The following is a 23,699-nucleotide window of genomic DNA, read 5'->3' as shown; positions in this document are numbered from 1 at the left end:
ATGAGCCGCCGCGCGAACCATCGCGCGGCGGTTTCGTGCTGCGCTCCGCCGTGTCGCAGGTTCGTCACTGACGCGTGATAGTTGGACCCGGCAATGTCGCTGCCGCCTTCGTCGGCATCGCGCTGATCGTGTCCGGAGTGGTGGTCATCAACCTGTTCTCGGCGGCCACGGTGCATTGATGCCGGCAAGGCCTTCAGCTTCGCGACGCCGTCTCGCAGCCGGCTCACGCTATTGGCTTTGCGACGGCTTGGGAGGATGCGGCCTGGATCGCTTCGCGCCAGGCTTGGCCGCAACTCGCGGCGGCGCCGCATCGACCGATTCCAGATAGGCGGCAAGTGCCTTGGCTGTATCCGAACTGGTTGCGTAATGGTCCTTCAGGAACCAGGACAGCGTCAGGTTGAAGCGCCCTTTGGCAAGGCCGCGGGGGCTGCGATGGCACGTCGTGCAAGCATCGGCGAAGAGCTTTTGCGGCGACTTGCCGGCATCGAGATTTTGCGCGGCGGCAAATGTCGCCGTCAGAACGGCCGCGGCTGCAAGAGTCATCGTTGGAAGAGTCATCAGGGGCGCGATCAGATCGCGCCCCGGTCGAAAGTACGAGATCAATGTCGTCCTGCCCGGTCTTGCGGTCAGGCCGCCAATAGCTGATCGAAGTCGGGCGGCGCGTAGGCCTTGCCGTCCTGGTCGGTGATGACGACCTTCCACCCCTCGCTCGCCCAAACCTTCGCCTTCGCCACGATGAGCAAACGGCTCTCGCGGGCAAAACTGCACTTCTCGTTGTCGCGTTCTGCGACCATCTTGTAGGCCAATGCGCATCCCCTTGCGTTGCCCCTGCACCTGCTCTCGTCGTGGCAGCGGGCTTTGGCGGCAATTCGCCGGGAGCGTGGCAATTTGGTGCCATCCGCGGCAGCATTGTGCTTTGTTCCGGCTGAGCGAAGGAGATCGATCGTGCGCCGCTTCATCAATGCGATTCTGCTTGTCGCGGGCTTGTTTGGTGCGGGCCTGCTCGGCGTGCCGCCGACAGCCGCCCAGACCTACGATCCGCGCCATCCCGTCTGCATCGAGATCTACACGATCGACGGCCGCAGCATCGATTGCAGTTTTGCGACGATCGCGCAGTGCGCCGCGACCGCCTCCGGGCAGTCCGCCCAGTGCTACGCCAATCCTATGCCACGCGGAGCAGACAGCTGAGCCCGGTTCCGTCGCCGCCGCGACGAAGCCGATAGCATCAGGTCAGCGCTCCGATCAGTGGACGCGAATGATATGGGGACGGCCAAGATCGATCAGCCCCTGCACCGCCGAGAGGCGGTCGTCGAGAGCTGCGATGGTCAGCAACAAATTGTTGCGGCGTTCGTTGAGAAGGCCCATCTCGGCGCCGGAGAGTTTGGTGCTCGATCGCTCCTTTTGAATCACCTCGAGAGATTGGCGCAATCCGGCAATCAGGCCGGACAGCTGCTTGGCTTCCTTGGTCATCGACCGCTTGGCGACATTGTGGCGGCGCGTCTCCGCCTGGTTCTGTCTCATCGTCGTCATCCTCCCGTGCCCCGCTGCCCCGAGTGGAATGCTTACAGCTTTGAGTAGACATATTACGATCGATGAAATCTGCCCGCGAAGAAGCTTCTTAAATTGTATGGGCAGGGAACCCGTTCCTGCCCAAACAGAAAGCCCGGCGCGAGGGCCGGGCTTTCGTTGGCAACTTTAGTGCTTTTGGTGCCCGCCACCGGGACCGCCGGCCGGGGCACCGCCGCCGTGCGGCGCGGCGTTGATGTGAGGTGCGCCGCCGCCACCGCCGTGAGGCATCGCAGGCGCAGCCGCGCGCGGCGCAGGCATTTGGGCATGAGCGTTCATCGGCGAACCGTGGCCGACGTTCGGCTGAGCCACATGCGGCATCGCGGGCCGGCTTGCGGGAGCGGCTGATACGCGCGGCGCCTCATGTGGCCGCGCCATCGGCTGCGCACGCAGAGCCGCGCGGTGTGCGGCCTGCTCGTGCATGATGCGGGCCTGAGCGTCCCGCGGATTGCGGCTCTGCAGATTGGTCCGCTCATGCGCGATGCGGTCAGCTCGTCCCGCACGGCTCCGGTCCGTCGTCACCGGCGTCTCGTGCCTGGCGATGGCGGCGTCGTGCCGTGAAGTTGCGGCATCACGGCCGGAGACCGCGGCCGCGCCCTTGACACTTTCCTTGGCATTCGCGCCGTTGCGCCCGAGTGCGACCGCCGCATCGCGCGTTGCCGCGCGGCCGATGCGAGCCGCGCGTGGATCGATCGTCATCCGCGTCGCGTCGCGCTGATGCGAAGTCCAGTAGCTATTCCAGTGAGCATGCCGCCGATACCAGGGCCGCCCCTGATAATAGCTCGACCAGTACGAGGTCAGCACGAAGGGGACGATCGGCACGTCGACCTCGTCGACATAGTCAGGGAGATAGACGTAGTGATTGCGATAGAGATATTCGAGATATTGCGACGACACCCAGCCACGGTCATCCGAGAAGCTCACGTCGCACCAGGCGTTGCCGCGCAGGCAACCATGGATGTCGACGCGGGCGCCCTCGGGGATGCGATCGACCAGGGGAAAGCCCGAACCCGGCCCGGCGCGCAGGCCGGTCGAGACGGTGACCATGCCCGGTGCGGCCAGCGCGGCGGTCGGGGCGATCAGCAATGCGGCTAACAACACGCTTCGGAATTTCATGGCGGAGTCCTCCTCTTTCGAGTCGGAACGCGCCAGCGGAACGGGCGTTCCGGGTACGAAGGTCTCATTCGTCGAAAGATCGAGACGGATGCCGCGCGCGGTTCAATATTCATTCGCCGTTCATCGACACCGCGCGCAGAGAGAGCCTACGTGTGCGCCGCCGGCCCGTCAGTTCACTTGCAGCATGAAGCCGTCGAAGTACGCAGCAAGCGCAGCAAAATCATCGAGCGGCAGCACGGTCGCGACATACTGATCCGGCCGCACCACGACCATGCAGCCCGCCTTGCGGTCAATGCCGCGCATGGTGAAAACGTCCTGACCATTCTTGAGGTCCGGACAGAACATCTTCTCGTAGTCGATCAGGCCGTAGCGGCCCTTGCGCGGCAGCAGCAGCGCAGGCATCGCCTCGAGAGCGAGCTCGCGATGATCCTGCTGGAAGACCGCCCGCAGGTCGATCACGCTATCGATGTCGGCGACCGCGGGGGTGTAACGCCGGACCGGCGACTCCCGCGCATCGGAGAGAAAATTGCACAAGGCGCGAACGGCCGATCCGGTTGCTGCGGGATCCTCAGCGCCGGAGAAAGCGTAGATGCGGAAGCGGCCATCCGCCTGCGCAGCGTGACCGAGATGCACCGGCTTGGCATCCGCAAGCCGGATCACCGGTGCGGAATGAAATCGCGTGCCGATGACGAGGCCTTGCGCGAGATGCTGGTGGGACGTCGCTCCCGTCAGAACCGACGGGCGGTAATGCGTCGCCGTGCCCGCGGTGTAGCGACCGTGCCTCACGAAATAGTCCTGCGTCCTGGCGGCGTCGGCGCCGCCGGCCTTGGCGGCGGACGCAAGAATCCCCGCCCATTCCCGGTCGAAATCGATCAGCTCTTCAGCAACCGCCTGGCGCTCGGCCGAATAGGAATGCAGCAGGCTCGGCGCAGACTGCTTCCGCAAAACGGCAGCGAGCTTCCAGCCGAGATTGAAAGCGTCCTGCATCGAGACGTTCATGCCCTGCCCCGCCTTCGGGCTGTGGGTGTGGCAGGCATCGCCGGCGATGAATATCCGCGGCAGACGCGTAGCCATCTCGGTCTCCGGCACGTCGTCGAACTTGTCGGTCAGGCGCTGGCCGATCTCGTAGACCGACCACCACGCGATCTCCTTCACATCGAGCGTATGCGGCTTCAGGATCCGCTGCGCTTTCGCGATCACGTCGTCGGCGGTGATATTGCGATTGGCGACGCGCTCGCCGATGTCGAGCTTGGCGAGCTCGACATAGAGGCGGACCATGTAGCCGCCCTCGCGCGGAATGATCAGCAGGCTACCGTCCTTCGCCGACTGAATCAGGGCCTTGAAGCGGATGTCGGGAAAATCGGTCACCGCCAGCACGTCCATCACGCCCCAGGCATGATTGGCGGAATCGCCGAGCAACTCGCGACCGATCGATTTGCGCACCGTGCTGCGGGCGCCGTCGCAGCCGACGACATAGCGCGCCTTGATCGTCTCGACCTTGCCCTCGTTCTCGGCATCGACCCGTTCGAGCCGCGCCGTCACGGCATGGTCGGCGGGACCCGCGGCCGGATCGACCTGAAGGTCGAGCAGGCGCCGACTGTAATGGGGCTCGAGCCTGCCCGGCGCCTTGCGCATGACGTCGAGAAAGCCGTCATGGATGCGCGCCTGGTTGAGAATAACGTGCGGGAATTCCGACAAACCGTCCTCGACGTCCTGCACCCGGCCGCTGCGGACGATATGTTCCGGCACCCGCTCGTCCGGCTTCCAGAATGTCGTCTCGTTCACCCAACAGGCTTCCTTCAGGACGCGCTCGCTGAATCCGAAGGCGTGGAACATCTCCATGGTGCGGCATGCGATGCCGTCGGCCTGCCCGACCAGCAAGCGGCCCGGCTTCTGCTCGACGATGCAGGTCTTGATGTCGGCAAACTGCGCAAGCTGGGCCGCAAGCGTCAGGCCCGCAGGGCCACAGCCGACGATGAGGACATCGACCTCTTCGGGCACGCCCCCCGTTGCGCCAGAAGGCTGAATGCGCGCGGCGGGATCGGCGATTTCGGGGTCGCCCGGCTGAAATCCATTGAGATGGAATTGCATGAGCACCTCTCCCGCCGATGTTCTGCTTGGATATTGCTCAGTATGCTGACTATCAGTATACTTGTCAACGATCCCGGCCGTCCCGCCCCAACGGAGAAATTCGGTGAAAGACAACAACGACATGCCCGGACATCTGGCGCGCCGATTCCAGCAGATCGCGGTCGCGGTGTTTTTGGCCGAGGTCGGGGATGCCGGCTTCGACCTCACGCCGGTGCAATACGCCGCGCTCGCGACCATCAAGGCCAATCCGGGGCTCGACCAGGTGACGCTCGCGGGATTGATCGCCTACGACCGCACCACCATCACCGGCGTGATCGACCGGCTCGTGCAGAAGGGGCTCGCGGAGCGCCGCGCCTCGCGCCGCGACCGCCGTGCCCGCGAGCTCGAGATCACCGACGAAGGCCGCCGCACGCTGCGCAAGATCACGCCGGCCGTCGAATCCGCGCAACGCATCATGCTGCGTGGCCTCAGCGCGAAGGAAGGTGAGGATCTGATGCGCCTCCTGCACAAGGCGATCGCCGCCGGCAACGAACTCAGCCGCGCCCCGCTGCGCGGAGTGCAGGCATAGAGCGTTTTCGAGCGAGGTGGATACCGCTTCGCGTCAAGAAAACGTGCCAAGACAGAAAGCCCCGTAATTCTACCCCTCATTGTCGCAGTATCGCGAAACCAGGAACTAACCTTCGGCTGTTACGGTCGACGGCATTCGGCGTTTAACGCGCGATTAACTTTGCCGATCTGGAGTTTCGGATGTTCAGGTTCCTCATTGCGGCGGCGGCGATCGCGCTCTCGACCGCTCCGGCGCTCGCGAATGGCCATGGCGGCGGCGATGCCCCTCCGCCGCCGAAGCCCGCGACGTCACCGGCGAAAGTCATCCTGACCAAGCAGGGCCCCACGCTCGTGGACCTCAACGGCATGACGCTCTACTATTACGAGCGCGATACCACCGGCAAGACGTCGAACTGCAACGGGAAATGCGTCGAGAGCTGGGTGCCGCTGCCCGCAACGGCCGATGCCAAAGCGGTCGGCGACTTCACCGTGATCAACCGTAACGACGGCAGCAAGATGTGGGCCTATCGCTATCGTCCGCTCTACACCTCGCCGGCCGACAAGGCGCCGGGCGAGGCCAATGGCAATGCCACGACGCTGCAATGGCGCGTCGCCCGTCCCGAGAACTAGGGCGACCTCACCCGCGCCAGCTGGGCCGCGCCTCGACTTGCGCGTTCTGTCCGGGCGGCAGCACCACGACCATTGAGTTGAGCTTCACCCGGTCATAGAGATCGATCACGTCCTCGTTGCGCATCCGGATGCATCCGGACGAGATCGCCTGCCCGATATATTCCGGCTGGTTGGTGCCGTGGATGCGGTAGAGCGTGTCCTTGTTGCCGGCATAGAGATAGATGCCGCGAGCCCCCAGCGGATTGGCGGGACCGCCGGGCACGCGCGCCGGATAGGGTCCGAGCCGCGCCTGGATGTCCGCCGTCGGAACCCAATCCGGCCATTCCGCTAGACGACCGACCCGCGCGACTCCGGAGAACGCCATGGCCTCCTCGCCGACCGCGACGCCGTAGCGGATCGCCTTGCCTTCGGGCAGCACGAAATAGAGATAGCGCGCATCGGTATCGACCAGGATCGTGCCCGGCTGCTCCTTGCGCGGATAATCGACGATATGACGGAGATATTGCTCGGGCACGTTTGCTTGCGCGTAAGGCGTATGCGCCAGCAACTGCCGGTCGCGGGTCGTCATGCTCGCGTCCGTCAATGGCGAAAGCGTCGTCTGCATGCAGCCGCCCAACGGAAGCATGGCAAGGACGAGTAGAACGAATAAGGATCTTGGCACCGCCGGCCCCGATAGCGATAGCAGCGCCCCCAGCAACACCAGATGCTGCCAAAATCGTGCTGAAAACAAGGCATTGTGGAACAATTACGCGTGTTGTCTGAGGCGGGTTCCATCACCACAAACGGCGCAAGAGCGTCGCACAGTCTCCATCCCCTCGCCTTGCTTTGGTCAAACCCGGCTGGACTCGTGGGTCATGGTGCTTGGGCCTCATCGGATTTGGGGATTTGGATGGGCCCACCTCAACGGATCTGCTCGCGCCAATGCGAACGACCGATACCTCAATACTCAACACCTGGGGCTTCAAAACACCCAGGCTTCAAAGGAGCTGCGATGCTCGCGACGCTGAACTCTCGGCAAATCGTCGATGAGATCGTGAAGGACACGGTCACGAACAACGACCCGCACGACGCGGTGCAGATTTCGCCTGACATTTTGCTGGCCTCGCGCCCTCTCAGCGTTGCGCCCGCGCTCGCGCCTGAGATCACGACCCGTCCGGAACCCAAAATAGATCCGGCGTTCCTGCTGAAGCCCAGAATGAATCCGGAGCCGAAGTTCAGTCCCGTCGCGGAGCCGCAGCCGGCAGCGCCCTCGGTCGACACCGCCGTGCGCGTTGCGGCCGGTGATGGTCTCAGCCGGCAGAAGCGCTCCTCCGCTGGCAAATGGCTGCGCGGCGCGTTCGTCACGATGCTGTTTGCGGGCGGAAGCGCGGCCGCCACTGTCGCCTGGCAGAAACATGGCGACACCGCAAGACAGATGCTCGCCGAATGGACCCCGGCATTGGCGTCGCTGCTGCCTTCGACCTCGCAGACCGCACCGCTCGCCGCCGCACAGGCTGCGCCGCCTGCGGACCAGGCCGCAACGGATCAAGCCACAACGGATCAAGCGGCCGATCAATCTGCGGCTCCGCCTGCAACCCAGCTTGCAGCAGCAGTGCCCCCGGCAACACAACCCGATCCTGTACAATCGGTGCAGTCGATGACGCGCGATCTCACCGCGATGGCGCAACAGATCGAGCAGCTCAAGGCCAACATCGCCGAGTTGAAGGCCGGGCAGGAGCAGATGGCACGCGAGATGGCGAAGCCGCCCGCGCCGAAGCCGGTGGCCGATACGAAGCCGCGCGTCGATCCGCGCGCGCAAATGTCCGCGCTACCGCCGCGGCCCGCGGCGCCGCCGGTTCGCAAACCGAAGCCGGTCGTGTCGCACACCTACATGCCGGCTTATTCGCCGGCGCCGCTCGCTCCGCCGCCGCCGGCCTCGCAGGCTGCCGCAGCCCCACCGCCCGCTGCCATGACGACGCAAGCCGTTGCCGACGACGACGGACCTGTCGTGCGCCCGCCAATGCCGCTGCGCTGAACCATCGTCACGCGACGACACGAAGCGTCGCGCCAACGATGCTGCCCGAGTCGATGTGATGCGTTGAATCCGGATGACTACGGGAAGCGAGCTTCGATCGTTTTCCATCAAGAGAAAAGGCCGTCGGGATCTATGCCGGCGGCCTTCTCTTGCAGCTGCCGGTTCCCGGAGCCCGGTTCTGCTGCAATTCCATGCCTCATGATCACGCCGACATATTTAATAAAATCTTAACACGCTTGAATGCTGCACATCATTTCTGCGCCATAAGCATAGAGATTGCGCGCGCCGTTCATTCGATAAACATCGACTCAGTGGTACCATCGGTCATGTGTTGAAACGTCCACCCGAAGCTCAATTCGTCACACCGGGGAATTCGGATGCCCTACTATTCCTTCGATCTCGTGGTTGGTGAAGAGTTCAAGAACCAGGGCGGTATCATCCTCGAAGACATCGAGGTCGCCTCCGATCGCGCCGTTCAACTGGCTACCGAGCTGTCGCAGGTGAAGCCCGAGCTGCAAAGCAAGGGTTGCGCTGTGCGCGTCACCGACCGCGATCACAAAGAGGTCTATCGCACGCCGCTGGATCCGGTGCCGGCCTGGCGGCGCTAGCTCGCCGGCCGGCTTCGCGGGCGCACGCCATCCCCATTGCGGAGCGGCGCGGCAGCCGCTAGCCTTCCCGAAAATTCGGGGAGGTACCAAGGATGCGCACTGGTTTTCTGATGACGGCCCTGTTGCTGCTGGCCGCGCCCGCTCAAGCGGCCGACCATCCACGTTCGACCTATGTCACGTTGGTCTTGCAGGCCTTCGCCGCCAAGGTCGAATGTCCGGGCACCGATATCGCCTACCAGGATCTGGTGCAGAAGGCGGAGCAGATGCAGTTGCCCGAAGGCACCACCGAGAAGGTCCGCAAGGCGATCGCCTGGATGCACACGGGTGGCAAGATGGGCGAGAAGCAGGACGACGATCTGATGGCCGAGGTCGCGGTGGCCACCCAGGCGACCGACCTCAACCAACGCCGCCTCGGCATGCACGGCTGGTGCGAGGCCCAGAAGACCAACCTCGCCGGCCTGATCCGCAGCAAGGGCGGCTAGCGTGATCGCGCGGCGTTAAGCACGCCGCGCCGGAATTTTTGCTTCGGCCAATAATCGTCACATTTCTCGCCAGCATGCGGCTCTTTTCGAACTCGAACAGGGGAGCCCCATGCGGATCAACCATGTCCTTCTCGCGGTCGCGTTTGCCGTCGCACCGATGCTGACTGCGCCCGTGCTGGCGAAGAATTCCAATGCCCAGAAGGGCGAGGACAAATCGACCTCGTCTTCGTCGTGTAGCGCTTATCAGCAGGCGCCGGATGGCTCGTGGGAGCCGCTCCCCTGCAAGGAGACGGGCGAGCGCTCCCAGCCGCAGACACAGAATCGCACTTCGCCGCAGGGCGCTGACCGCGGGGAGCGTTGAACGCGGGGGAGTGTCAGCTCTGGTGCGGACCGCGGATGATCTTCATCGCGTCCGCGATGTGACGCCACTCTTTGGCCTCGTCGGCCTCGCCGCGGCCCTCACAAGCCCTGGCCTGTTCGGCGGCCTTCGCGATCGCAGCAAAACCATGCTGTTCCAGCATCTGGCGCGCGACGGTGTGGACCTGGACCTCGGTCATCATGGGCGTTCTCCCGTTTGACGAAACCGCGGTGCATCGCGCCGCCGCGGGTTTTTCACAACGATTGAGCCCCGGACCTCGTTCCGTAGCGTTCATGTCGGCGCGCAAAGGCGGCCCGCTATGCCCAGCGGACCGCCTTTTCACCCACCCCAATTTGAAGCGTCGCGGCTGAGGTCCCTAGCCGGCCGCCGCGCGCTTGCGCTCGAAATCGTTGGGCACCTCGATATCGACCTCGAGGGTCGAGACCTCGTCGCCGCGATCGAGCCGGACAATGACCTTGGTCGGGTCCAGCGTGACGTGCCTGGAGACGACCGCGAGAATTTCCTCACGCAGCACACCGAGCAGATCGGGCTGGCCGCGCAGTCCGCGTTCATGGGCAAGCAGGATCTGCAACCGTTCGCGCGCGACGGGTGCAGAGGCCTTGTTGCCGCGGAGAAGCCGAAGCAGACCCATGCTCATGCGGCCCTCCGTCGCAGCAGGCGGTCCATGAAGCCTTTGCGCTCGGTCGGCACCTGCATCGGCACGGTGTCGCCGCAGAGCCGCCGCGCCGCATCGATATAGGCCCGCGCCGGGGCGCCTTCCGCGTTCGACAGCGTCACGGGCGTGCCGACGTTGGAGGCGCGCAGCACGTCCTGGCTCTCGGGGATGATGCCGAGCAAAGGTGTTGCAAGAATTTCGAGGATGTCCTCGATGGTCAGCATCTCGCCGCGCGCGGCGCGCGAGGGATCATAGCGGGTGATGAGAATGTGCTTCTCGACCCGCTCGCCCTTCTCGGCCCGCACCGTCTTGGAATCGAGCATGCCGATGATGCGATCGGAATCGCGCACCGAGGAGACTTCGGGATTGGTGACGATCACGGCTTCGTCGGCAAAGCGCATCGCCATGGAGGCGCCGCGCTCGATGCCGGCCGGACTGTCGCAGATCACCCAGTCGAAACGGCTGCGCAGATCGTCGATGACCTTGCCCACGCCCTCTTCGGTCAGCGCGTCCTTGTCGCGGGTTTGCGAGGCCGGCAGCAGCCAGAGGTTCTCCAGCCGCTTGTCCTTGATCAGGGCCTGCGGCAGCTTTGCGACGCCCTGCACCACGTTGATGAGGTCGAACACGACGCGGCGTTCGGCGCCCATCACGAGGTCGAGGTTGCGCAAGCCGACGTCGAAATCGACGACGACGACCTTTTCGCCGCGCTGCGCGAGCGCAGCCCCCAGTGCGGCGGTCGTCGTGGTCTTTCCGACGCCCCCCTTGCCTGACGTCACGACCAGTACCTTGGCCATCTCTCAAATCTCCTTCTGGTCAGTTCAGCGCAGTAATTCGCATGGTGTTGCCCTGCAGCCAGGCCTGGGCCGGCTTGCCGCGCAGGGCCGCGTCGATATCGTCGGCGGTCTGGTAAAAACCATCGATTGCAAGCAGTTCGGCCTCGATCTTCTGACAATAGATGCGCGCGCTCGTGTGACCGTTCACGCCCGCCATGGCGCGGCCGCGCAGCGCGCCGTAGATGTGAATGGAGCCGCCGGCGACGACCTCGGCGCCGGAGCCGACCGAACCCAAAATGGTGACGTCGCCTTCGGGGAAGATCACGGTCTGGCCCGACCGCACGGGGGTCTCGAGCAGCAGCGAGGTCGGCTTGGTCTCGACCTTTGCCTCGACCTTCTTGGGCGCACTCGGCTCGACCACGCAGCTGCGCCCGCCCGAAAGCAGCGGCGGCATCATGGGGTTCAACCGGCCCTCCTCCACGCCCTCGATCCCGAGCACGCGGATGTTGCGGTCCTGAAGGCTGGTGAGCAGATGGCCGATGCCGGACTGGCTGAGATCGACCGAGGACAGGTCGATCACCACGGGGCGGCCGGCGAAGAAGCCCGGCGAGCGCGCGATGGTGGTGTCGATCTCCTGCAGCCAGTCCTGGATGGGAACCGTCGGCACGAAGACGAAGGCCACATAGGAGCGCCCGCGCAGGCGAACCATTTGGCGTTGAGGTTTTACTGCAGCCTCCATAGCGGCCGACTCGTCCCCTGTTATTGAATGGTTAACGATGCCGCCGATATGGTTAATGGCCGGTTAATTTCTCCGTGGGGTTACGTGGCATGGAAGCGCACCAAGGGCGTTGAGCAGGCGCTCTCGCCCCGCACAACGGTCATCGCCCGCGAAGGCGGGCGATCCAGTACTCCGAGACGGTTGCGGGTCAGCCGAAAGGCTGCGGCGTACTGGATGCCCCGGTCAAGCCGGGGCATGACAGCGGAATGTGGGGCCGGCGCGGCGACCAGCCCCCTACTTCTTCACCTTGCTCGCATCCATCTTGATGGCGGGGTCCAGCATCTTGGTCGTGAACGCTGTCGTGACGTCGAACGGCTTCTCCATGCCGAGATAGGTCTGGACCAGATCGTAGTCCTTCTTCATCCGCTCGCCGTCGATCCAGCCGAGTGCCTTCGTCGTCGTGAATTCGTCCGTCATCAGGAACTTGATGCGCTCCCACTGGCGCTCCTGGTTCTCCTTGTCGAGACCGGAGACCTGATCGAGCAGCGCCTTCAGGCAGGGCGCGGCGTCGGCGACGCAAGTCGCGAAGGCCTTTTGCGTGACCCGCACGAACTCCTCGACCAGCTTCGGGTTCTTCTGCAAATAGCCACCGTTGACGATCAGCGAATTGCCGTAAGGATTGAGCCCGATGTCCTTCCAATTGACGTAGCCGAGATCGCTTCCGAACTCGATCACCTTCAAATCGTGCTCGTTGTAGAAGTCGCTGATGATGTCGACTGTATGGCTCTTGAGCGCGGCGATCTTCGCCGTCGGCCCGACATTGACGAAGCCGACGGAGTCGGGCGCAAGCCCTGCAGCCTTGGCGAAGGCCGGCCACATCACACGCGAGGCGTCCCCGGGCGGATTGCCGATCTTGTGGCCGGCAAAATCCTTCACCCCGTTCACGCCGTAGCTCTTCAACCAGTAGAAGGTCTGGCCGGTGTTGGCGTAGACGCTCATCACGGCAACAGCGTCAGCCCCCTTGCTCTTCGCCACCAGCATGGTGGCGAGATCGGCGACGCCGAAGGGCGAGCCGCCGGAGCCGACCTTGGCGGCGGAGACGCCGGAGCCCTTGCCGACCTCGATGGTCAGATCGATGCCCGCTTTCTCGTACCAGCCTTGCGCCTTGGCGTAATAATAGGGCGAGTGATCGGCCGTCGGCGCCCAGTTCAGGATCAGATTGACCGCCTCGCCCGCGTTCGCGGGCACGACTGGTGATCCGAGCATCAGGGCCACAGCCAGGGCCGAGCCCGCCGCCTGCAAACGCTTCATCGCATCTCTCCTCGTTGCCCGCGACCGGCTTGTCGCTCTCCCCCCGTGAGGATACCAATGCAACAAGGCCGCCCTCAACTTGTCAACTGTTTGGTTGGAAATGCCCGCAAAACGTTCAGGCGACACCGTGCCGCAGCGGCGCGACCCGGTCGCCACACGCAAGAAGCTGCTCACCGCGGCGCGCGAGGAGTTCGCCCGGCACGGCTTTGCCGGCGCCCGCGTCGACGAGATCGCAGAGCGCGCCGGTGTCAACAAGCAGCTCGTCTACCATTATTTCGGCGACAAGGACGCGCTCTATCTCGCCGTGCTCGAATGGGTTTACGCCGATATCCGCGAGCAGGAACGTCAGCTCAATCTCGAAGGCCTGCCGCCGGGAAAGGCGATCCGGAAACTGATCGAGGCCTCGTTCGATTACCTCGCGACGAACCCCGATTTCATCGTGCTTCTGAACGACGAGAACCGCGGCGGTGCCCGCCACGTCCGCGGCTCGACGCGGCTGGAGGCGATGCATTCGCCGCTGGTGAAGAGCGTGTCCCACATCCTTCACGAAGGCGTCCGCGCCGGCATGTTCCGCAAGGGGATCGACCCGATCCAGCTCTATATCTCCATCGCGGGCCTCAGCTATTTCTATCTCTCCAACACGCCGACGCTGTCGGCGATCTTCGGCAAGGACCTGTCGAGCCGGGCCGCGCGCCGCGCCCGCCGCCGGCACGTCGCCGATCTCGTGCTGCATTCGCTCCGGCCATAATCAACCAACTGGTTGAAACTTCCCTCCGGGACGGCTAGGCTTGCGACCAGCGGCAAGGTGGCCGCTGACAACAGGGAGCAACCGGTGACAGGAGACGGCGCCCGCAATACGCGCAGCTTTGCGATCGTCCTGATCGTGCACTTCGCCGTGCTGGTGCTCTGGCAGGTGCTGGTCGATGCCTTCCACGTCCCGAAGTTCATCCTGCCCTCGCCGCTCGCGACAATCCAGACGCTGGGAACCGCGAGCTACGCCTGGGGCGCCAATACGCTGGTGACGGCGATCGAGATCCTCGGCGGCTTTGCGCTCGGCGCCTTCGTCGGCGTGACGCTGGCCGTCATCTTCAGCTGGGCGCCGCTGATCAGCCTCGTGCTGCTGCCGCTGTTCGTGACGCTGAACATGATCCCGAAGGTCGCGCTCGGTCCGCTCCTCATCGTCTGGTTCTCCTACGGCATCGTGCCGAACATCCTGATCGCCTTCAGCATCTGCTTCTTCCCGATCCTGCTCACCACCGCGCGGGGCTTGCGCGAGGTCGAGCCGGATCTGCTCGACCTCGTCAAATCGCTGCGCGGCTCGCGCTGGACGCTGTTCCGCAAGATCCAGCTGCCGGGATCGCTGCCTTACATCTTCTCCGGAATGAAGGTCGGCGCCATCCTCGCGGTCGCCGGCGCCATAGTCGGCGAGTTCATCGCCTCCGAGCGCGGGCTCGGCTACCTCATGATCCAGGTGCAGTCGTCGCTCGACACGCCCGCGATGGTGATGGCCGTCGTGCTGCTCACCCTGCTCGGCGTCGCGCTTTACGGCTTCGTGCTCGTCCTCGAACGCATCTTCGTCGTCGGCGACGCAAGACAAACTTGAAGATCAAGGACCAAAACCATGCTCCTCACCCGCCAGAACCTGCCGAAGACCATCCCTGATATCGCTGCGCTCGACGATCTCCTGTGCCGGCCGACCCAGGCATTGATCGACGACCTCGCCCCGGTCGACGGCGACATCATGATCCTCGGCGTCGCCGGCAAGATGGGGCCGACGCTGGCGGGGCTTGCCAAGGCCGCAGCGCCCGATCGCCGTGTCATCGGCGTCGCCCGCTTCAGCGACGCCGGCGTCAAGGACTGGCTGCACGCGCGTGGCGTCGAGACTATCAATTGCGACCTAATGGACGAGACCGCGATTCAGGCGCTGCCGAAGGCGCCCAACATTGTCTTCATGGCCGGCCGCAAATTCGGCGCTGAGGGCGATCTCTCGCTGACCTGGGCGATGAATGCGCACGTGCCGGCACTGATCGCGCAGGCCTTCCCCTCGTCGCGGATCGTGGCGTTCTCGACCGGCTGCATCTATCCGTTCGTCCCCGTCGACGGCAAAGGATCGGGCGAGGACATGGCGCCGAACCCGCCCGGCGAGTACGCCCAGTCCTGCGTGGGCCGCGAGCGCATGTTCGAGTATTTTTCGCGCAAGTTCGGAACGCCCGGGCGGCTATTCCGCCTCAACTACGCGATCGACATGCGCTATGGCGTGCTGCACGACATCGCCTTGAAAGTGCTCACGGGCACGCCGATCGACCTCAGCATCGGTCATGTCAATTTCATCTGGCAGGGCGATGCCTCATCGCAGGCGCTGCGCTGCCTCGCGCATTGCACAGCGCCGACCTCGCCGATCAATGTCAGCGGCCACGAGATTTTGGCGGTGCGCGACCTCGCAGCAAGATTCGGCGCCAGGTTCGGCCGTATGCCGGTGCTGACAGGAAACGAAGAGCCGACCGCGTGGCTGACCGACACGTCCAAGGCAGTCGAGCTTTTCGGCCTGCCGGTCGTCGACACCGAGCAGCTGATCGCCTGGACGGCGGATTGGGTGTCGCGCGCCATGCCGAGCCTCGGCAAGCCCACCAAATACGAGGTGCGCGATGGACGCTACTGACGATCCGCGCATCATCCGGCTTGGCGTCGAGGATGCTGCGGCGGGCCTCGCGCTCTCGACAGAGGCGCACTGGAACCAGAATGAAGACGACTGGCGGTTTTTCTTGAGCGACGGCGTCGCGTTCGGCATCCGTGATGGCGCGCAACTGGTCGCGACCGCGGCGCTCCTGCCCTACCCGGGCGACAACGCCTGGATCAGCATGGTGCTGGTGACGGCAAGCCATCGCCGGCGCGGTCTCGCCACGCGGCTCGTCGATGCCTGCCTGGCGATGGCGCGCAAACGCGGCCTGACGAGCTGGCTCGACGCAACCCCGGACGGTGCTGCCGTCTATGGGCCGCTCGGGTTCACGCCGACCCTGCAATTGCGCCGGCTCAAGCTGGTGAAATCGGCATCCGCGTCCGGGCAGGCACCTTCATCCGCGACGCTCGACGCGCTCCGCGCGCGCGACCGGCGCGCCACGGGCCTCGATCGAACCGCCCTGCTCTCCAACTTCGCGCAGCGTTCCGGCTCGCGCATCGTCGCCGCGAACGGCGCCATCGCGTTGGTGCGCGACGGACGTACCGCGCGCCATATCGGCCCGCTGTTTGCCGACGACACCGCAGCCGCGCTGACCCTGGTCGAGGTAATCGCGCGATTGGAGACCGGGCCGCTGCTGCTCGATGCCGTCGCGTCGCACGCCGCGTTCCCTGAAGCATTGACCGCATCGGGCTGGAGCATCGAACGGCCGTTCCAGCGCATGCGGTTCGGCCCCGCCACTGCCGCAGGGGAAGACATGCCATTCGCCGTCGCCGGCCCTGAATTCGGATAGGACATCATGCACCACAGCCAGATCAACAGCGAGATCCGCAAGCTGATCGCCGACGGCACCGTCCTGCCGGCGCATCCCCTCGCGCTCACCGCCGAACGCCAGCTCGACAAAAAGCACCAGCGCGCGCTGACGCGCTATTACATCGACGCCGGCTCCGGCGGCCTTGCGGTCGGCGTGCACACCACGCAGTTCGCGATCCGTGACGTCGGCCTCTATCGTCCCGTGCTCGAACTCGCCGCCGAGACGGCGGCGAACTGGACCAAGCGTCCGCTGGCGCTGGTCGCGGGCCTCGCCGGTCCGACTAGGCAGGCCACCGCTGAAGCCCGCACCGCGCGCGACATCGGCTATCACGCAGGGCTCCTCAGTCTCGCTGCGATGAAGGGCGCGTCGGAGGACGAGATCATCGCGCATTGCGCAGCGGTCGCAGCCGAAATTCCGCTGGTCGGCTTCTATCTTCAGCCGGCGGTCGGCGGCGTGGTCCTGTCGAGCCGGTTCTGGCAGCGCTTTGCCTCGATCGACAATGTCATCGCGATCAAGATCGCGCCGTTCAACCGCTACCGGACCCTTGATGTTTTGCGCGGCGTCGCAGCAGCCGGCGCGCTCGACCGCGTTGCGCTCTATACCGGCAATGATGACCACATCCTGCTCGATTTGATGCTGCCGTTCGACCTCCGCGACAACGGCGTCACCACGCGCACTTATTTCAAAGGCGGCCTGCTCGGCCACTGGTCGGTGTGGACGGCGAGCGCGATCAAACAGTTCGAGCGCTGCAAAGCGGCACGGCACAAGGACAGCGTGCCGGCCGATTTGCTCGCGCTCGATGCCCGCGTCACCGATTGCAACAGCGCCTTCTTCGACGTCGCCAACGATTTTCACGGCTGCATCGCCGGCTGCCATGAGGTGCTGCGACGGCAGGGCCTGATGCAGGGCCTGTGGTGCCTCGATCCGAACGAGGGCCTGAGCCCCGGCCAGAAGGACGAGATCGAGCGCGTGTACCGCGAGCATTCCGACCTCAGCGACGACGCGTTCGTGGCCGCAAACTTGGATAAATGGCTGGCATGAGCTCAAGCCCCTTCATCAGCCTGCACGGCGTCCGCAAGGTCTATCGCAGCGGCGGCGCCGAATTCCTCGCGGTGTCCGACGTCACCATGGACGTGCAGGAGGGTGAGCTGGTCTCGCTGGTCGGCCCGTCCGGCTGCGGCAAGACCACCGTGATGAAGATTTTGGCCGGCTTGCACGACGCCGACGGCGGCACGGTGAAGATCGGCAACGCCAAAAGCCCGTTCGATCCGACCCGCGACATTGGCATGGTGTTCCAGCAGGCGTTGCTGCTGAAATGGCGGACCATCCTGGACAACGTGCTGCTGCCGGCAGAGATCGTCGGTCTTCCGATGAAGGCCGCGCGCGAGCGGGCGCGCGATCTGCTCAATCTGGTGGGTCTTGCCGGCTACGAGCAGAAATATCCGCGCGAGCTGTCCGGCGGCATGCAGCAGCGCACCGCCATCGCGCGCGCCTTCATTCACGACCCGAAACTGATCCTGATGGACGAGCCGTTCGGCGCGCTCGACGCCTTGACGCGCGAGCAGATGAATCTGGAGATGCTGCGGATCTGGCGCGAGAGCGGCAAGACCATCATCTTCATCACGCACTCGATCCAGGAGGCCGTGTTCCTGTCCTCGCACTGCGCCGTGCTGACGGCCGGACCTGCGAAGATGGCCGATTATTTCCCCATCGACCTGCCCTTCCCACGGGCTCTGCCGCTGAAAACGACGGACGCGTTCGGCGCCTATGCGCGGCGGATTTACGAGAAGCTGGGTTTGGGCGCGGCTTAATTCACCGCACGATAGATGCTGTAGGGTGGGCAAAGCGACTTGTCCGCCGTAGCTCGAAGAGCGAAGGAGGAAGCGTGCCCACCATGGCGAGGCAAGCAAGCAGTGGTGGGCACGGCGCAAGTGCGCCTTTGCCCACCCTACGGGAGTTTGCGCGATCAAGCCTTGTTGCGCATCTTGCCGAGCAGATAATTGTCGTAAAAATTCTCCGCGATCTGCGTGTAGAACAGCAGCTCCTTCATATAGGCGTCGTGGCTTTCCTTGGTGCGCTTGAACAGGTCGCTCTTGATGGCGAGCTCGTTCAGATGGTCCTGGGTCGCGGTGTAGCAGGCCTCCAGCACCGGCTGCGGAAACGCCTTCAGCTCCGCGCCATTGGCGATCAGCCGCTTCAGCGCCGCCGGATTCACGCTGTCGTATTTCTCGAGCATCCAGGCGCCCGCGGCCGACGCGGCCTGGTTGACGATCGCCTGGTACTGCTTCGGCAGCGACGCCCACTTCTCGTCGTTGACGATCATGTGCAGCATGGCGCCGCCTTCCCACCAGCCGGGGAAGTAGTAATATTTGGCGACCTTCTGGAAGCCGAGCTTCTCGTCGTCATAGGGGCCGACGAATTCGACTGCGTCGATCGTGCCCTTCTCCAGCGCCGGATAGATGTCGCCGCCCGCGATCTGCTGCGGGACCACGCCGAGCCGCGCCAGCACATGACCACCCATGCCGGCGATGCGGAATTTCAGGCCCTTGAGATCGTCGACGGTCTTGATCTCCTTGCGGAACCAGCCGCCCATCTGGGTGCCGGAATTGCCGCAGAGGATGGCGTGCGCCTTGAACGGCTTCAGCGCCTCGTTGGTGAGGTCGGCGCCGCCGCCGAAATGCCACCAGGATTCCTGATGGCGATGGTTCATGCCGAACGGCGCGCCGGTGGCATAGGCCAGCGCCGGCTCCTTGCCGATGTAGAAATAGAGCGGGGTCTGCGCCATGTCGACAGAAGCGGTGCTGACCGCATCGAGCGCCTGCAGGCCGGGAACGAGCTCGCCGGCCGCGAAGGTCTGGATCTGGAATTTGTTGTCGGTGGCCTCGGCAACATATTTCGCAAAAGTCTGAGCGGTGCCGTAGATAGTGTCCAGCGACTTCGGGAAGCTCGAGGTCAGGCGCCATTTGATCTCGGGCGCGCTTTGCGCGATCGCAGGTGCGGCAACCAGCGTCGTCGCGCCGGCAACCGCGCCGCCCTTGAGGAATGTACGGCGTTTCATGATGGTCTCTCCCTGAACTATGTTTCAACGTATCGGCTTGAGCGCGATCTTCGCAGACCATGGCCTGTTGCTATAGCGGAGTTCAACTAGTGAGCGGTAGCCCGGATGGAGCGCGGCGCAATCCGGGAATCTTCCCAAATTTCCCGTGTCGCTCTCAGAGCAGCTTGGCGCTCACAAACAGCGCGCGCACGGCGTTGGTCGCCTGCACCACAAGCATGGCGTTCTCGGCGGCGCCTTCGAGCGCCGCGACCGCGTCTTCATGCAGCGAGCGGAATTCCATCCACTCGACCGATTTGAAATTGGTGAGGAATTGATAGGCCTGGCCGACGGTCGCGATCGCCAGCGTGTCGCCGTTCAGCTTGATCTTGAACGTCGTGCGCAGCGGGGTCTCGGAACTTTGCGGATCACTCATGGGCTGCTTCTGGACGATGACGGCTTAACGAAAGGAAAACGGCAGCCCCGCCGTAGCAGGCCAATATCCGGAGCAGATATCAGGACTCGGTGCTCGCGCGCTGCGAGGCGGTCGCCGATGGGGTCAGCCTCGGCACCACGACCAGACGGTTGAACTCACCGTTGTCGTAGGCTTTCATGAATCGATCATAGTCCTTGATCGAAACGCAGCCGTTGGAGTCGCCACGAGGCCCGAGCATGTAATTGTGGGTGAGCAGGCCGACGCGGCCGAGCGCGCTGGTGCCCTCGGCGGGCGTCAAGCGCAGTGCGCGGACGCCGTGAAACAGTTTTTCGCGCGGCTTCAGGTCGTAGGTCGCAGGCGGGGTCGCGCCAACCATGCGCTGGTCGACGTGCTCCGGGTCGTCCATCAGCGCGCCCATGCCGGAATGCGCTTCCAGCGCGATGCCGCTCGGCAGGTAAAGCGCCTTGGCCGAGATGTCGTAGACCGCGGTGCGCGAATCGTAGCCAAGCGCGGCGAGATCCGGCGCCTTGCCGAACAGGCCGCTGTCGGGCGTCAGCGAGGCCAGCCTGATCTTGTCGGTGAATTTTTCGAAGAAATTGCGGTTGTCGACACGGGGGTTGGTCTCGGCATAAGCTTGGCTTGAGGCAATCTGGGCGGAGATGTCCGCCTGGGGCGGGCGCGAGCGCGGCATCGGGATGGCGTCAGCACGCTGCGATTGTCTCGTCTCCTCGGACATATGCCGGTCGTCATCGGTCAGGGTCGAGCGCCAGTCGTCGCCCTGGAGCTTCTGGGCGAGCATCGCCTTGGCATCGCGCAATTTGAGCTGGACTGCATTGACCGCGGAGCGCTCCAGCGTTCGCAGGCCGAGCTCGCGGGCGGGCGGACTGCTGGAAGCCGAAGCGAATCGATCATCGAACGAAGGCGCATTGGCCGGCGGCAGTGCGGCGGTGACCAGCGAGGCCGAACCGCCGATATCCGCGACCCAGGCGGCAGCGCCCAGTGCCAGCGCGACGGCGGCCAGAGACAGCAATATCGTCTCGGCTCGCCCAATACGGCGGCGCGACAATAGCCCCTCGGCTCGTGCCCGGTCGGAAACCATCAGATCCCCAAAATCGACCCCCGGGGGGACCCACCCCCACCCGGAGATTCTCTACCAGCTACCACATTGGGAGCCAAAAGTTAGGCATAATCGCGGCCGGCAAGGGCCCCGGCAAGCCATTCCAGGGTATCCCAAGGTATCTTATGACCGATCCGTTCGATCTAGAGCGCTTTGTCCGGGCCCAGGACCCGGTCTATGGCGACGTCCAGGGGGAGCTGACCCGGGGCCGAAAGCAGAGCCACTGGATGTGGTTCGTCTTCCCGCAGGTCGCCGGTCTCGGCTTCAGCGCCATGTCCCAGCGCTACGCCATCACCTCCCGCGCCGAGGCCCAGGCCTATCTCGCCCACCCCATCCTCGGTCCGCGCCTGATCGAATGCACGCGGCTCGTGCTCGCCGTCGAGGGCCGGACCATCAACGCCATCCTCGGCGCGCCCGATGATGCCAAATTCCGCTCGTCGATGACGCTGTTCGACGCGGTGTCCGATGAACCCGTTTTCGACGAGGCGCTCGCCCGGTATTTTTCGGACAAGCGCGATCAGGCAACGCTCGATATCCTCGCGGCCCTTGACCGACAGCCCAAGTGACCGCAGCCACCAGCGTAAACCCGGGATTAACATCGCCTGCCTATTGTCCGTGCAAATAATTTCCCGCGCCAGTTGCCGGACAGAATCATGAAAATCGGTACGCTCCTGACCACCGCCATCGTCTCGCTCTCGACAGTGGGCGGCGGCCTCGCCGTCTACGTCGCCGTGACGAAATACCAGACGATGGAACGGATCACCGAAGCGCAGGGGCGGCTGGCGATCGTCCGCGCCGTCAGCGACATCCCGCGCTACCTCAATCCCGAGCGCGGCTTTTCCACCAACATCCTCTATGGCCCTCCCGCGGTCGACCCGGCGCTGCTTGCCGAGCAGGACAAGCTGCGCAAGCAGACCGATGCCGCCCGCGACAGGATGAACGCGCTGCGCAAGGACCTGCCCGGCCCGTTCGATGACGGCAACACCACCGGCGGCAACATCGACGCCATCAATTCGAAGTTCACGGCGCTGCGCGAAGCCATCGACAAGGCGATGGCAGGCCCGCCGGAGGCGCGCAAGGATGCCGCCAAGAAGATCGTCGCCGACAACGCCGTGCTCAACGCCGGCGTGACCGCGCTGCTCAACGAGCAGGTTCGCCGCATGGCGATCCTCAACGGCGATGCCTACCGGCAGGCAAGCTACGCCAACATCGCGATGACATTGCGCGACGTGGGCGGCTTCAACTCCAGCCTGCACAAGAATCTCGTCGGCGGCAAGAAACCGGCGACCGATGCCGAGAAGGCCGAGATCAGCCGCTCGCAGGGCCGCAACGATCAGATCGTGATGTCGCTGCTGGAGTTGCGCGGCAATCCCGCAACGCCGGCGAACGTCGCCGCCGCGCTGGAGAAATTCAACGCGATCTACATCGAAGAGTTCGGCCGCGAGCTCAAGCTGGTGAAGGAGGGTGCGGTCAGCGGCAAGTACGAACACGACATGGACACCTATTACACCGCCACGCAGCGCGGCCTCAGCACCATTATCGAGGTCCGCGACGCCTTCTACGACAACGCCGAGCAGATTCTCGCCGGTGCCTCCACTGCGGCCCACACCAGCTTCACCATCGCACTCGCGGGCCTCCTCGCCGTGCTGATCGCCAGCGCCGGCCTCATCGTCACGGTCCGCCGCCGCGTCTGCGCCCCGATCGTCAACCTGACGACGCGGATGTCGCGGCTTGCCGAAGGCGAGGTCACGGAAGAGATTCCCGGCGCCGAGCGTTCCGACGAAATCGGTGCCATGGCCGCGGCGGTCCGGGTCTTCAAGGACAACATGATCCGGGCCGACAGCCTCGCGGCGGAGAAGCAGGCCGAGAACGACGGCAAGATGCGCCGCGCACAGGCGCTCGACGGGATCACCCGCGCGTTCGAAGCCAAGGTCACCGAGCTCGTCGGCGGCTTGTCCCGCGCTTCAGCCACCATGGAAAGCACGGCGCAGTCGATGACCTCGACGGCTGCCCAGACCAACAGCCAGGCCGCCGTCGTCGCCGCCGCCTCACAGCAGACATCGAGCAACGTGCAGACGGTCGCGAGCGCCACCGAGGAGCTGACCTCTTCGATTTCGGAGATCGGCCGTCAAGTGGCCCAGTCCACCGAGATCGCGGCCCGCGCCGTCGACAACGCCCGCCGCACCGGCGACACCGCCCGTGCGCTGGCCGAGGGCGCGCAGAAGATCGGCGACGTCGTCACGCTGATCCAGAGCATCGCCGAGCAGACCAATTTGCTGGCGTTGAACGCGACCATCGAGGCCGCCCGCGCCGGCGACGCCGGCCGCGGCTTCGCGGTAGTTGCTGCCGAGGTGAAATCGCTGGCGGGCCAGACCGCCAAGGCCACCACCGAAATCTCCGAGCAGATTTCGGCGATCCAGGCCGCGAGCGACGAGACCGTCACCGCGATCCGCAACGTCGCCGACGTCATCGGCGAGATCGACCAGATCGGCACCGCGATCGCGGCCGCGATCGAGGAACAGGGCTCGGCGACCAAGGAGATCGCCCGCAGCGTCCAGGAAGCCGCGCGCGGCACCCAGGAGGTCAACACCAACATTTCAGGCGTGCAGCGCGCCGCCGACGACACCGGTACGGCCGCGCGGGAGGTGCTGGGCGCAGCCGAGCAGCTCTCGTCCCAGTCACGCGATCTCGCCGGACAGTTCGACCGCTTCCTCGGTGAGGTCAGGTCGGCGTAA

The 23,699-nt window shown here is 64.7% G+C and carries 29 protein-coding genes; 15 read left to right on the top strand and 14 right to left on the bottom strand.

Features of this window, described 5'->3' with window-relative positions; genetic code table 11:
• Positions 1 to 228: 228 nt before the first annotated feature.
• Together ACIPUD_RS06300 and ACIPUD_RS06295 are read right to left on the bottom strand one after the other, a co-directional pair.
• Positions 229 to 543, bottom strand: coding sequence for a hypothetical protein (locus ACIPUD_RS06300; protein ID WP_018454532.1), 315 nt, complete (start codon positions 541 to 543; stop codon positions 229 to 231).
• An 83-nt stretch (positions 544 to 626) separates the two neighbouring features.
• Entirely contained in the window at positions 627 to 806 is a 180-nt protein-coding gene (locus ACIPUD_RS06295) for a hypothetical protein (protein ID WP_026232755.1), read from the bottom strand.
• Between the two features lie 139 nt (positions 807 to 945).
• Here ACIPUD_RS06295 and ACIPUD_RS06290 point away from each other — a divergent pair, with 139 nt between their 5' ends.
• Entirely contained in the window at positions 946 to 1,188 is a 243-nt protein-coding gene (locus tag ACIPUD_RS06290; protein ID WP_018454534.1) for a DUF3551 domain-containing protein, read from the top strand.
• 54 nt (positions 1,189 to 1,242) lie between these two features.
• Here ACIPUD_RS06290 and ACIPUD_RS06285 read toward each other — a convergent pair whose 3' ends face one another.
• The 3 genes from ACIPUD_RS06285 to ACIPUD_RS06275 form a co-directional block, all read right to left on the bottom strand.
• The gene (locus ACIPUD_RS06285) at positions 1,243 to 1,521 is read right to left on the bottom strand and encodes a hypothetical protein (protein WP_446480264.1); all 279 of its coding nucleotides are present in this window, start codon (positions 1,519 to 1,521) and stop codon (positions 1,243 to 1,245) included.
• A 174-nt stretch (positions 1,522 to 1,695) separates the two neighbouring features.
• Entirely contained in the window at positions 1,696 to 2,682 is a 987-nt protein-coding gene (locus ACIPUD_RS06280; RefSeq protein ID WP_247395241.1) for an SH3 domain-containing protein, read from the bottom strand.
• Between the two features lie 168 nt (positions 2,683 to 2,850).
• On the bottom strand, positions 2,851 to 4,773 hold the full coding sequence (locus ACIPUD_RS06275) for an FAD-binding monooxygenase (RefSeq protein ID WP_446480263.1): 1,923 nt from the start codon (positions 4,771 to 4,773) through the stop codon (positions 2,851 to 2,853).
• Positions 4,774 to 4,876: 103 nt separating this feature from the next.
• Between ACIPUD_RS06275 and ACIPUD_RS06270 the strand changes: the two genes are divergently transcribed.
• Together ACIPUD_RS06270 and ACIPUD_RS06265 are read left to right on the top strand one after the other, a co-directional pair.
• Positions 4,877 to 5,341 (top strand): MarR family winged helix-turn-helix transcriptional regulator, encoded by a 465-nt coding sequence (locus ACIPUD_RS06270; protein WP_247370942.1) that lies wholly within the window; start codon positions 4,877 to 4,879, stop codon positions 5,339 to 5,341.
• Positions 5,342 to 5,520: 179 nt separating this feature from the next.
• On the top strand, positions 5,521 to 5,949 hold the full coding sequence (locus ACIPUD_RS06265; RefSeq protein WP_018454539.1) for a COG4315 family predicted lipoprotein: 429 nt from the start codon (positions 5,521 to 5,523) through the stop codon (positions 5,947 to 5,949).
• A gap of 7 nt (positions 5,950 to 5,956) precedes the next feature.
• On the opposite strand, the gene ACIPUD_RS06260 is transcribed toward ACIPUD_RS06265, so the two are convergent.
• The gene (locus ACIPUD_RS06260) at positions 5,957 to 6,574 is read right to left on the bottom strand and encodes a L,D-transpeptidase (RefSeq protein ID WP_446480262.1); all 618 of its coding nucleotides are present in this window, start codon (positions 6,572 to 6,574) and stop codon (positions 5,957 to 5,959) included.
• Between the two features lie 366 nt (positions 6,575 to 6,940).
• Here ACIPUD_RS06260 and ACIPUD_RS06255 point away from each other — a divergent pair, with 366 nt between their 5' ends.
• From ACIPUD_RS06255 to ACIPUD_RS06240, 4 genes are all read left to right on the top strand, one after another.
• Positions 6,941 to 7,963, top strand: coding sequence for a hypothetical protein (locus tag ACIPUD_RS06255; protein ID WP_446480261.1), 1,023 nt, complete (start codon positions 6,941 to 6,943; stop codon positions 7,961 to 7,963).
• Positions 7,964 to 8,340: 377 nt separating this feature from the next.
• Complete coding sequence (locus ACIPUD_RS06250; RefSeq protein WP_007591727.1) at positions 8,341 to 8,571, top strand: DUF6894 family protein; 231 nt, start codon at positions 8,341 to 8,343, stop codon at positions 8,569 to 8,571.
• Between the two features lie 92 nt (positions 8,572 to 8,663).
• The gene (locus tag ACIPUD_RS06245; RefSeq protein ID WP_247370936.1) at positions 8,664 to 9,053 is read left to right on the top strand and encodes a hypothetical protein; all 390 of its coding nucleotides are present in this window, start codon (positions 8,664 to 8,666) and stop codon (positions 9,051 to 9,053) included.
• Between the two features lie 109 nt (positions 9,054 to 9,162).
• A complete protein-coding gene (locus ACIPUD_RS06240; RefSeq protein WP_018454543.1) occupies positions 9,163 to 9,414 on the top strand; it encodes a hypothetical protein in 252 nt (83 codons plus the stop codon).
• Positions 9,415 to 9,427: 13 nt separating this feature from the next.
• Here ACIPUD_RS06240 and ACIPUD_RS06235 read toward each other — a convergent pair whose 3' ends face one another.
• The 5 genes from ACIPUD_RS06235 to ACIPUD_RS06215 all read right to left on the bottom strand — a co-directional run bounded on the left by ACIPUD_RS06235 (position 9,428) and on the right by ACIPUD_RS06215 (position 12,889).
• On the bottom strand, positions 9,428 to 9,613 hold the full coding sequence (locus tag ACIPUD_RS06235) for a hypothetical protein (protein WP_018454544.1): 186 nt from the start codon (positions 9,611 to 9,613) through the stop codon (positions 9,428 to 9,430).
• A gap of 174 nt (positions 9,614 to 9,787) precedes the next feature.
• Positions 9,788 to 10,069: a cell division topological specificity factor MinE gene (gene minE / locus ACIPUD_RS06230; protein WP_007591739.1), complete on the bottom strand. Its 282-nt coding sequence runs from the start codon at positions 10,067 to 10,069 to the stop codon at positions 9,788 to 9,790.
• Positions 10,066 to 10,881: a septum site-determining protein MinD gene (gene minD, locus ACIPUD_RS06225; RefSeq protein WP_007591740.1), complete on the bottom strand. Its 816-nt coding sequence runs from the start codon at positions 10,879 to 10,881 to the stop codon at positions 10,066 to 10,068. Before minD ends, minE begins: the two co-directional genes overlap by 4 nt.
• 19 nt (positions 10,882 to 10,900) lie before the next feature.
• On the bottom strand, positions 10,901 to 11,599 hold the full coding sequence (gene minC, locus ACIPUD_RS06220; protein WP_247368629.1) for a septum site-determining protein MinC: 699 nt from the start codon (positions 11,597 to 11,599) through the stop codon (positions 10,901 to 10,903).
• 273 nt (positions 11,600 to 11,872) lie between these two features.
• Positions 11,873 to 12,889, bottom strand: coding sequence for an ABC transporter substrate-binding protein (locus ACIPUD_RS06215; protein ID WP_247368631.1), 1,017 nt, complete (start codon positions 12,887 to 12,889; stop codon positions 11,873 to 11,875).
• 100 nt (positions 12,890 to 12,989) lie between these two features.
• On the opposite strand from ACIPUD_RS06215, the gene ACIPUD_RS06210 reads away from it, so the two are divergent.
• From ACIPUD_RS06210 to ACIPUD_RS06185, 6 genes are all read left to right on the top strand, one after another.
• On the top strand, positions 12,990 to 13,637 hold the full coding sequence (locus ACIPUD_RS06210; protein ID WP_018454547.1) for a TetR/AcrR family transcriptional regulator: 648 nt from the start codon (positions 12,990 to 12,992) through the stop codon (positions 13,635 to 13,637).
• 84 nt (positions 13,638 to 13,721) lie between these two features.
• Positions 13,722 to 14,492, top strand: coding sequence for an ABC transporter permease (locus ACIPUD_RS06205; RefSeq protein ID WP_026232760.1), 771 nt, complete (start codon positions 13,722 to 13,724; stop codon positions 14,490 to 14,492).
• An 18-nt stretch (positions 14,493 to 14,510) separates the two neighbouring features.
• Complete coding sequence (locus ACIPUD_RS06200; protein ID WP_247395245.1) at positions 14,511 to 15,548, top strand: NAD-dependent epimerase/dehydratase family protein; 1,038 nt, start codon at positions 14,511 to 14,513, stop codon at positions 15,546 to 15,548.
• Positions 15,535 to 16,356 carry a GNAT family N-acetyltransferase gene (locus ACIPUD_RS06195; RefSeq protein ID WP_247395246.1) on the top strand — a complete coding sequence of 274 codons (822 nt, stop codon included), beginning with the start codon at positions 15,535 to 15,537 and terminating at the stop codon, positions 16,354 to 16,356. The genes ACIPUD_RS06200 and ACIPUD_RS06195 overlap by 14 nt, the downstream gene beginning before the upstream one ends.
• A gap of 6 nt (positions 16,357 to 16,362) precedes the next feature.
• Complete coding sequence (locus tag ACIPUD_RS06190; protein ID WP_247394912.1) at positions 16,363 to 17,418, top strand: dihydrodipicolinate synthase family protein; 1,056 nt, start codon at positions 16,363 to 16,365, stop codon at positions 17,416 to 17,418.
• Entirely contained in the window at positions 17,406 to 18,188 is a 783-nt protein-coding gene (locus ACIPUD_RS06185) for an ABC transporter ATP-binding protein (RefSeq protein WP_018454552.1), read from the top strand. The genes ACIPUD_RS06190 and ACIPUD_RS06185 overlap by 13 nt, the downstream gene beginning before the upstream one ends.
• A gap of 155 nt (positions 18,189 to 18,343) precedes the next feature.
• On the opposite strand, the gene ACIPUD_RS06180 is transcribed toward ACIPUD_RS06185, so the two are convergent.
• The 3 genes from ACIPUD_RS06180 to ACIPUD_RS06170 all read right to left on the bottom strand — a co-directional run bounded on the left by ACIPUD_RS06180 (position 18,344) and on the right by ACIPUD_RS06170 (position 20,877).
• Positions 18,344 to 19,435, bottom strand: coding sequence for a TRAP transporter substrate-binding protein (locus ACIPUD_RS06180; protein ID WP_018454553.1), 1,092 nt, complete (start codon positions 19,433 to 19,435; stop codon positions 18,344 to 18,346).
• Between the two features lie 154 nt (positions 19,436 to 19,589).
• On the bottom strand, positions 19,590 to 19,847 hold the full coding sequence (locus tag ACIPUD_RS06175; RefSeq protein ID WP_007609546.1) for a hypothetical protein: 258 nt from the start codon (positions 19,845 to 19,847) through the stop codon (positions 19,590 to 19,592).
• 79 nt (positions 19,848 to 19,926) lie between these two features.
• Positions 19,927 to 20,877: a DUF2778 domain-containing protein gene (locus ACIPUD_RS06170; protein ID WP_085354381.1), complete on the bottom strand. Its 951-nt coding sequence runs from the start codon at positions 20,875 to 20,877 to the stop codon at positions 19,927 to 19,929.
• A gap of 212 nt (positions 20,878 to 21,089) precedes the next feature.
• On the opposite strand from ACIPUD_RS06170, the gene ACIPUD_RS06165 reads away from it, so the two are divergent.
• Both ACIPUD_RS06165 and ACIPUD_RS06160 read left to right on the top strand, forming a co-directional pair.
• Complete coding sequence (locus tag ACIPUD_RS06165; RefSeq protein ID WP_018454555.1) at positions 21,090 to 21,530, top strand: DUF1810 domain-containing protein; 441 nt, start codon at positions 21,090 to 21,092, stop codon at positions 21,528 to 21,530.
• Between the two features lie 87 nt (positions 21,531 to 21,617).
• A complete protein-coding gene (locus tag ACIPUD_RS06160; protein ID WP_377830389.1) occupies positions 21,618 to 23,699 on the top strand; it encodes a methyl-accepting chemotaxis protein in 2,082 nt (693 codons plus the stop codon).

The sequence above is a fragment of the Bradyrhizobium sp. CAR08 genome, from assembly GCF_052871955.1.
Note: the sequence above shows the minus strand (reverse complement) of the source record. Positions and strands in the feature narration are given on the sequence as shown.

Bases quoted from the DNA above. Each gene is read 5' to 3' on its own strand.
- ACIPUD_RS06255 (WP_446480261.1), top strand. From the start codon at position 6,941: ATGCTCGCGACGCTGAACTCTCGGCAAATCGTCGATGAGATCGTGAAG.
- ACIPUD_RS06275 (WP_446480263.1), bottom strand. From the start codon at position 4,773: ATGCAATTCCATCTCAATGGATTTCAGCCGGGCGACCCCGAAATCGCC.
- ACIPUD_RS06300 (WP_018454532.1), bottom strand. From the start codon at position 543: ATGACTCTTGCAGCCGCGGCCGTTCTGACGGCGACATTTGCCGCCGCG.
- ACIPUD_RS06285 (WP_446480264.1), bottom strand. From the start codon at position 1,521: ATGAGACAGAACCAGGCGGAGACGCGCCGCCACAATGTCGCCAAGCGG.
- ACIPUD_RS06195 (WP_247395246.1), top strand. From the start codon at position 15,535: ATGGACGCTACTGACGATCCGCGCATCATCCGGCTTGGCGTCGAGGAT.
- ACIPUD_RS06175 (WP_007609546.1), bottom strand. From the start codon at position 19,847: ATGAGTGATCCGCAAAGTTCCGAGACCCCGCTGCGCACGACGTTCAAG.
- ACIPUD_RS06185 (WP_018454552.1), top strand. From the start codon at position 17,406: ATGGCTGGCATGAGCTCAAGCCCCTTCATCAGCCTGCACGGCGTCCGC.
- ACIPUD_RS06160 (WP_377830389.1), top strand. From the start codon at position 21,618: ATGAAAATCGGTACGCTCCTGACCACCGCCATCGTCTCGCTCTCGACA.
- ACIPUD_RS06210 (WP_018454547.1), top strand. From the start codon at position 12,990: ATGCCCGCAAAACGTTCAGGCGACACCGTGCCGCAGCGGCGCGACCCG.
- minC (WP_247368629.1), bottom strand. From the start codon at position 11,599: ATGGAGGCTGCAGTAAAACCTCAACGCCAAATGGTTCGCCTGCGCGGG.
- ACIPUD_RS06190 (WP_247394912.1), top strand. From the start codon at position 16,363: ATGCACCACAGCCAGATCAACAGCGAGATCCGCAAGCTGATCGCCGAC.
- ACIPUD_RS06280 (WP_247395241.1), bottom strand. From the start codon at position 2,682: ATGAAATTCCGAAGCGTGTTGTTAGCCGCATTGCTGATCGCCCCGACC.
- ACIPUD_RS06180 (WP_018454553.1), bottom strand. From the start codon at position 19,435: ATGAAACGCCGTACATTCCTCAAGGGCGGCGCGGTTGCCGGCGCGACG.
- minE (WP_007591739.1), bottom strand. From the start codon at position 10,069: ATGAGCATGGGTCTGCTTCGGCTTCTCCGCGGCAACAAGGCCTCTGCA.
- ACIPUD_RS06165 (WP_018454555.1), top strand. From the start codon at position 21,090: ATGACCGATCCGTTCGATCTAGAGCGCTTTGTCCGGGCCCAGGACCCG.
- ACIPUD_RS06235 (WP_018454544.1), bottom strand. From the start codon at position 9,613: ATGATGACCGAGGTCCAGGTCCACACCGTCGCGCGCCAGATGCTGGAA.
- ACIPUD_RS06215 (WP_247368631.1), bottom strand. From the start codon at position 12,889: ATGAAGCGTTTGCAGGCGGCGGGCTCGGCCCTGGCTGTGGCCCTGATG.
- ACIPUD_RS06245 (WP_247370936.1), top strand. From the start codon at position 8,664: ATGCGCACTGGTTTTCTGATGACGGCCCTGTTGCTGCTGGCCGCGCCC.
- ACIPUD_RS06200 (WP_247395245.1), top strand. From the start codon at position 14,511: ATGCTCCTCACCCGCCAGAACCTGCCGAAGACCATCCCTGATATCGCT.
- ACIPUD_RS06240 (WP_018454543.1), top strand. From the start codon at position 9,163: ATGCGGATCAACCATGTCCTTCTCGCGGTCGCGTTTGCCGTCGCACCG.
- ACIPUD_RS06260 (WP_446480262.1), bottom strand. From the start codon at position 6,574: ATGCTTCCGTTGGGCGGCTGCATGCAGACGACGCTTTCGCCATTGACG.
- minD (WP_007591740.1), bottom strand. From the start codon at position 10,881: ATGGCCAAGGTACTGGTCGTGACGTCAGGCAAGGGGGGCGTCGGAAAG.
- ACIPUD_RS06250 (WP_007591727.1), top strand. From the start codon at position 8,341: ATGCCCTACTATTCCTTCGATCTCGTGGTTGGTGAAGAGTTCAAGAAC.
- ACIPUD_RS06265 (WP_018454539.1), top strand. From the start codon at position 5,521: ATGTTCAGGTTCCTCATTGCGGCGGCGGCGATCGCGCTCTCGACCGCT.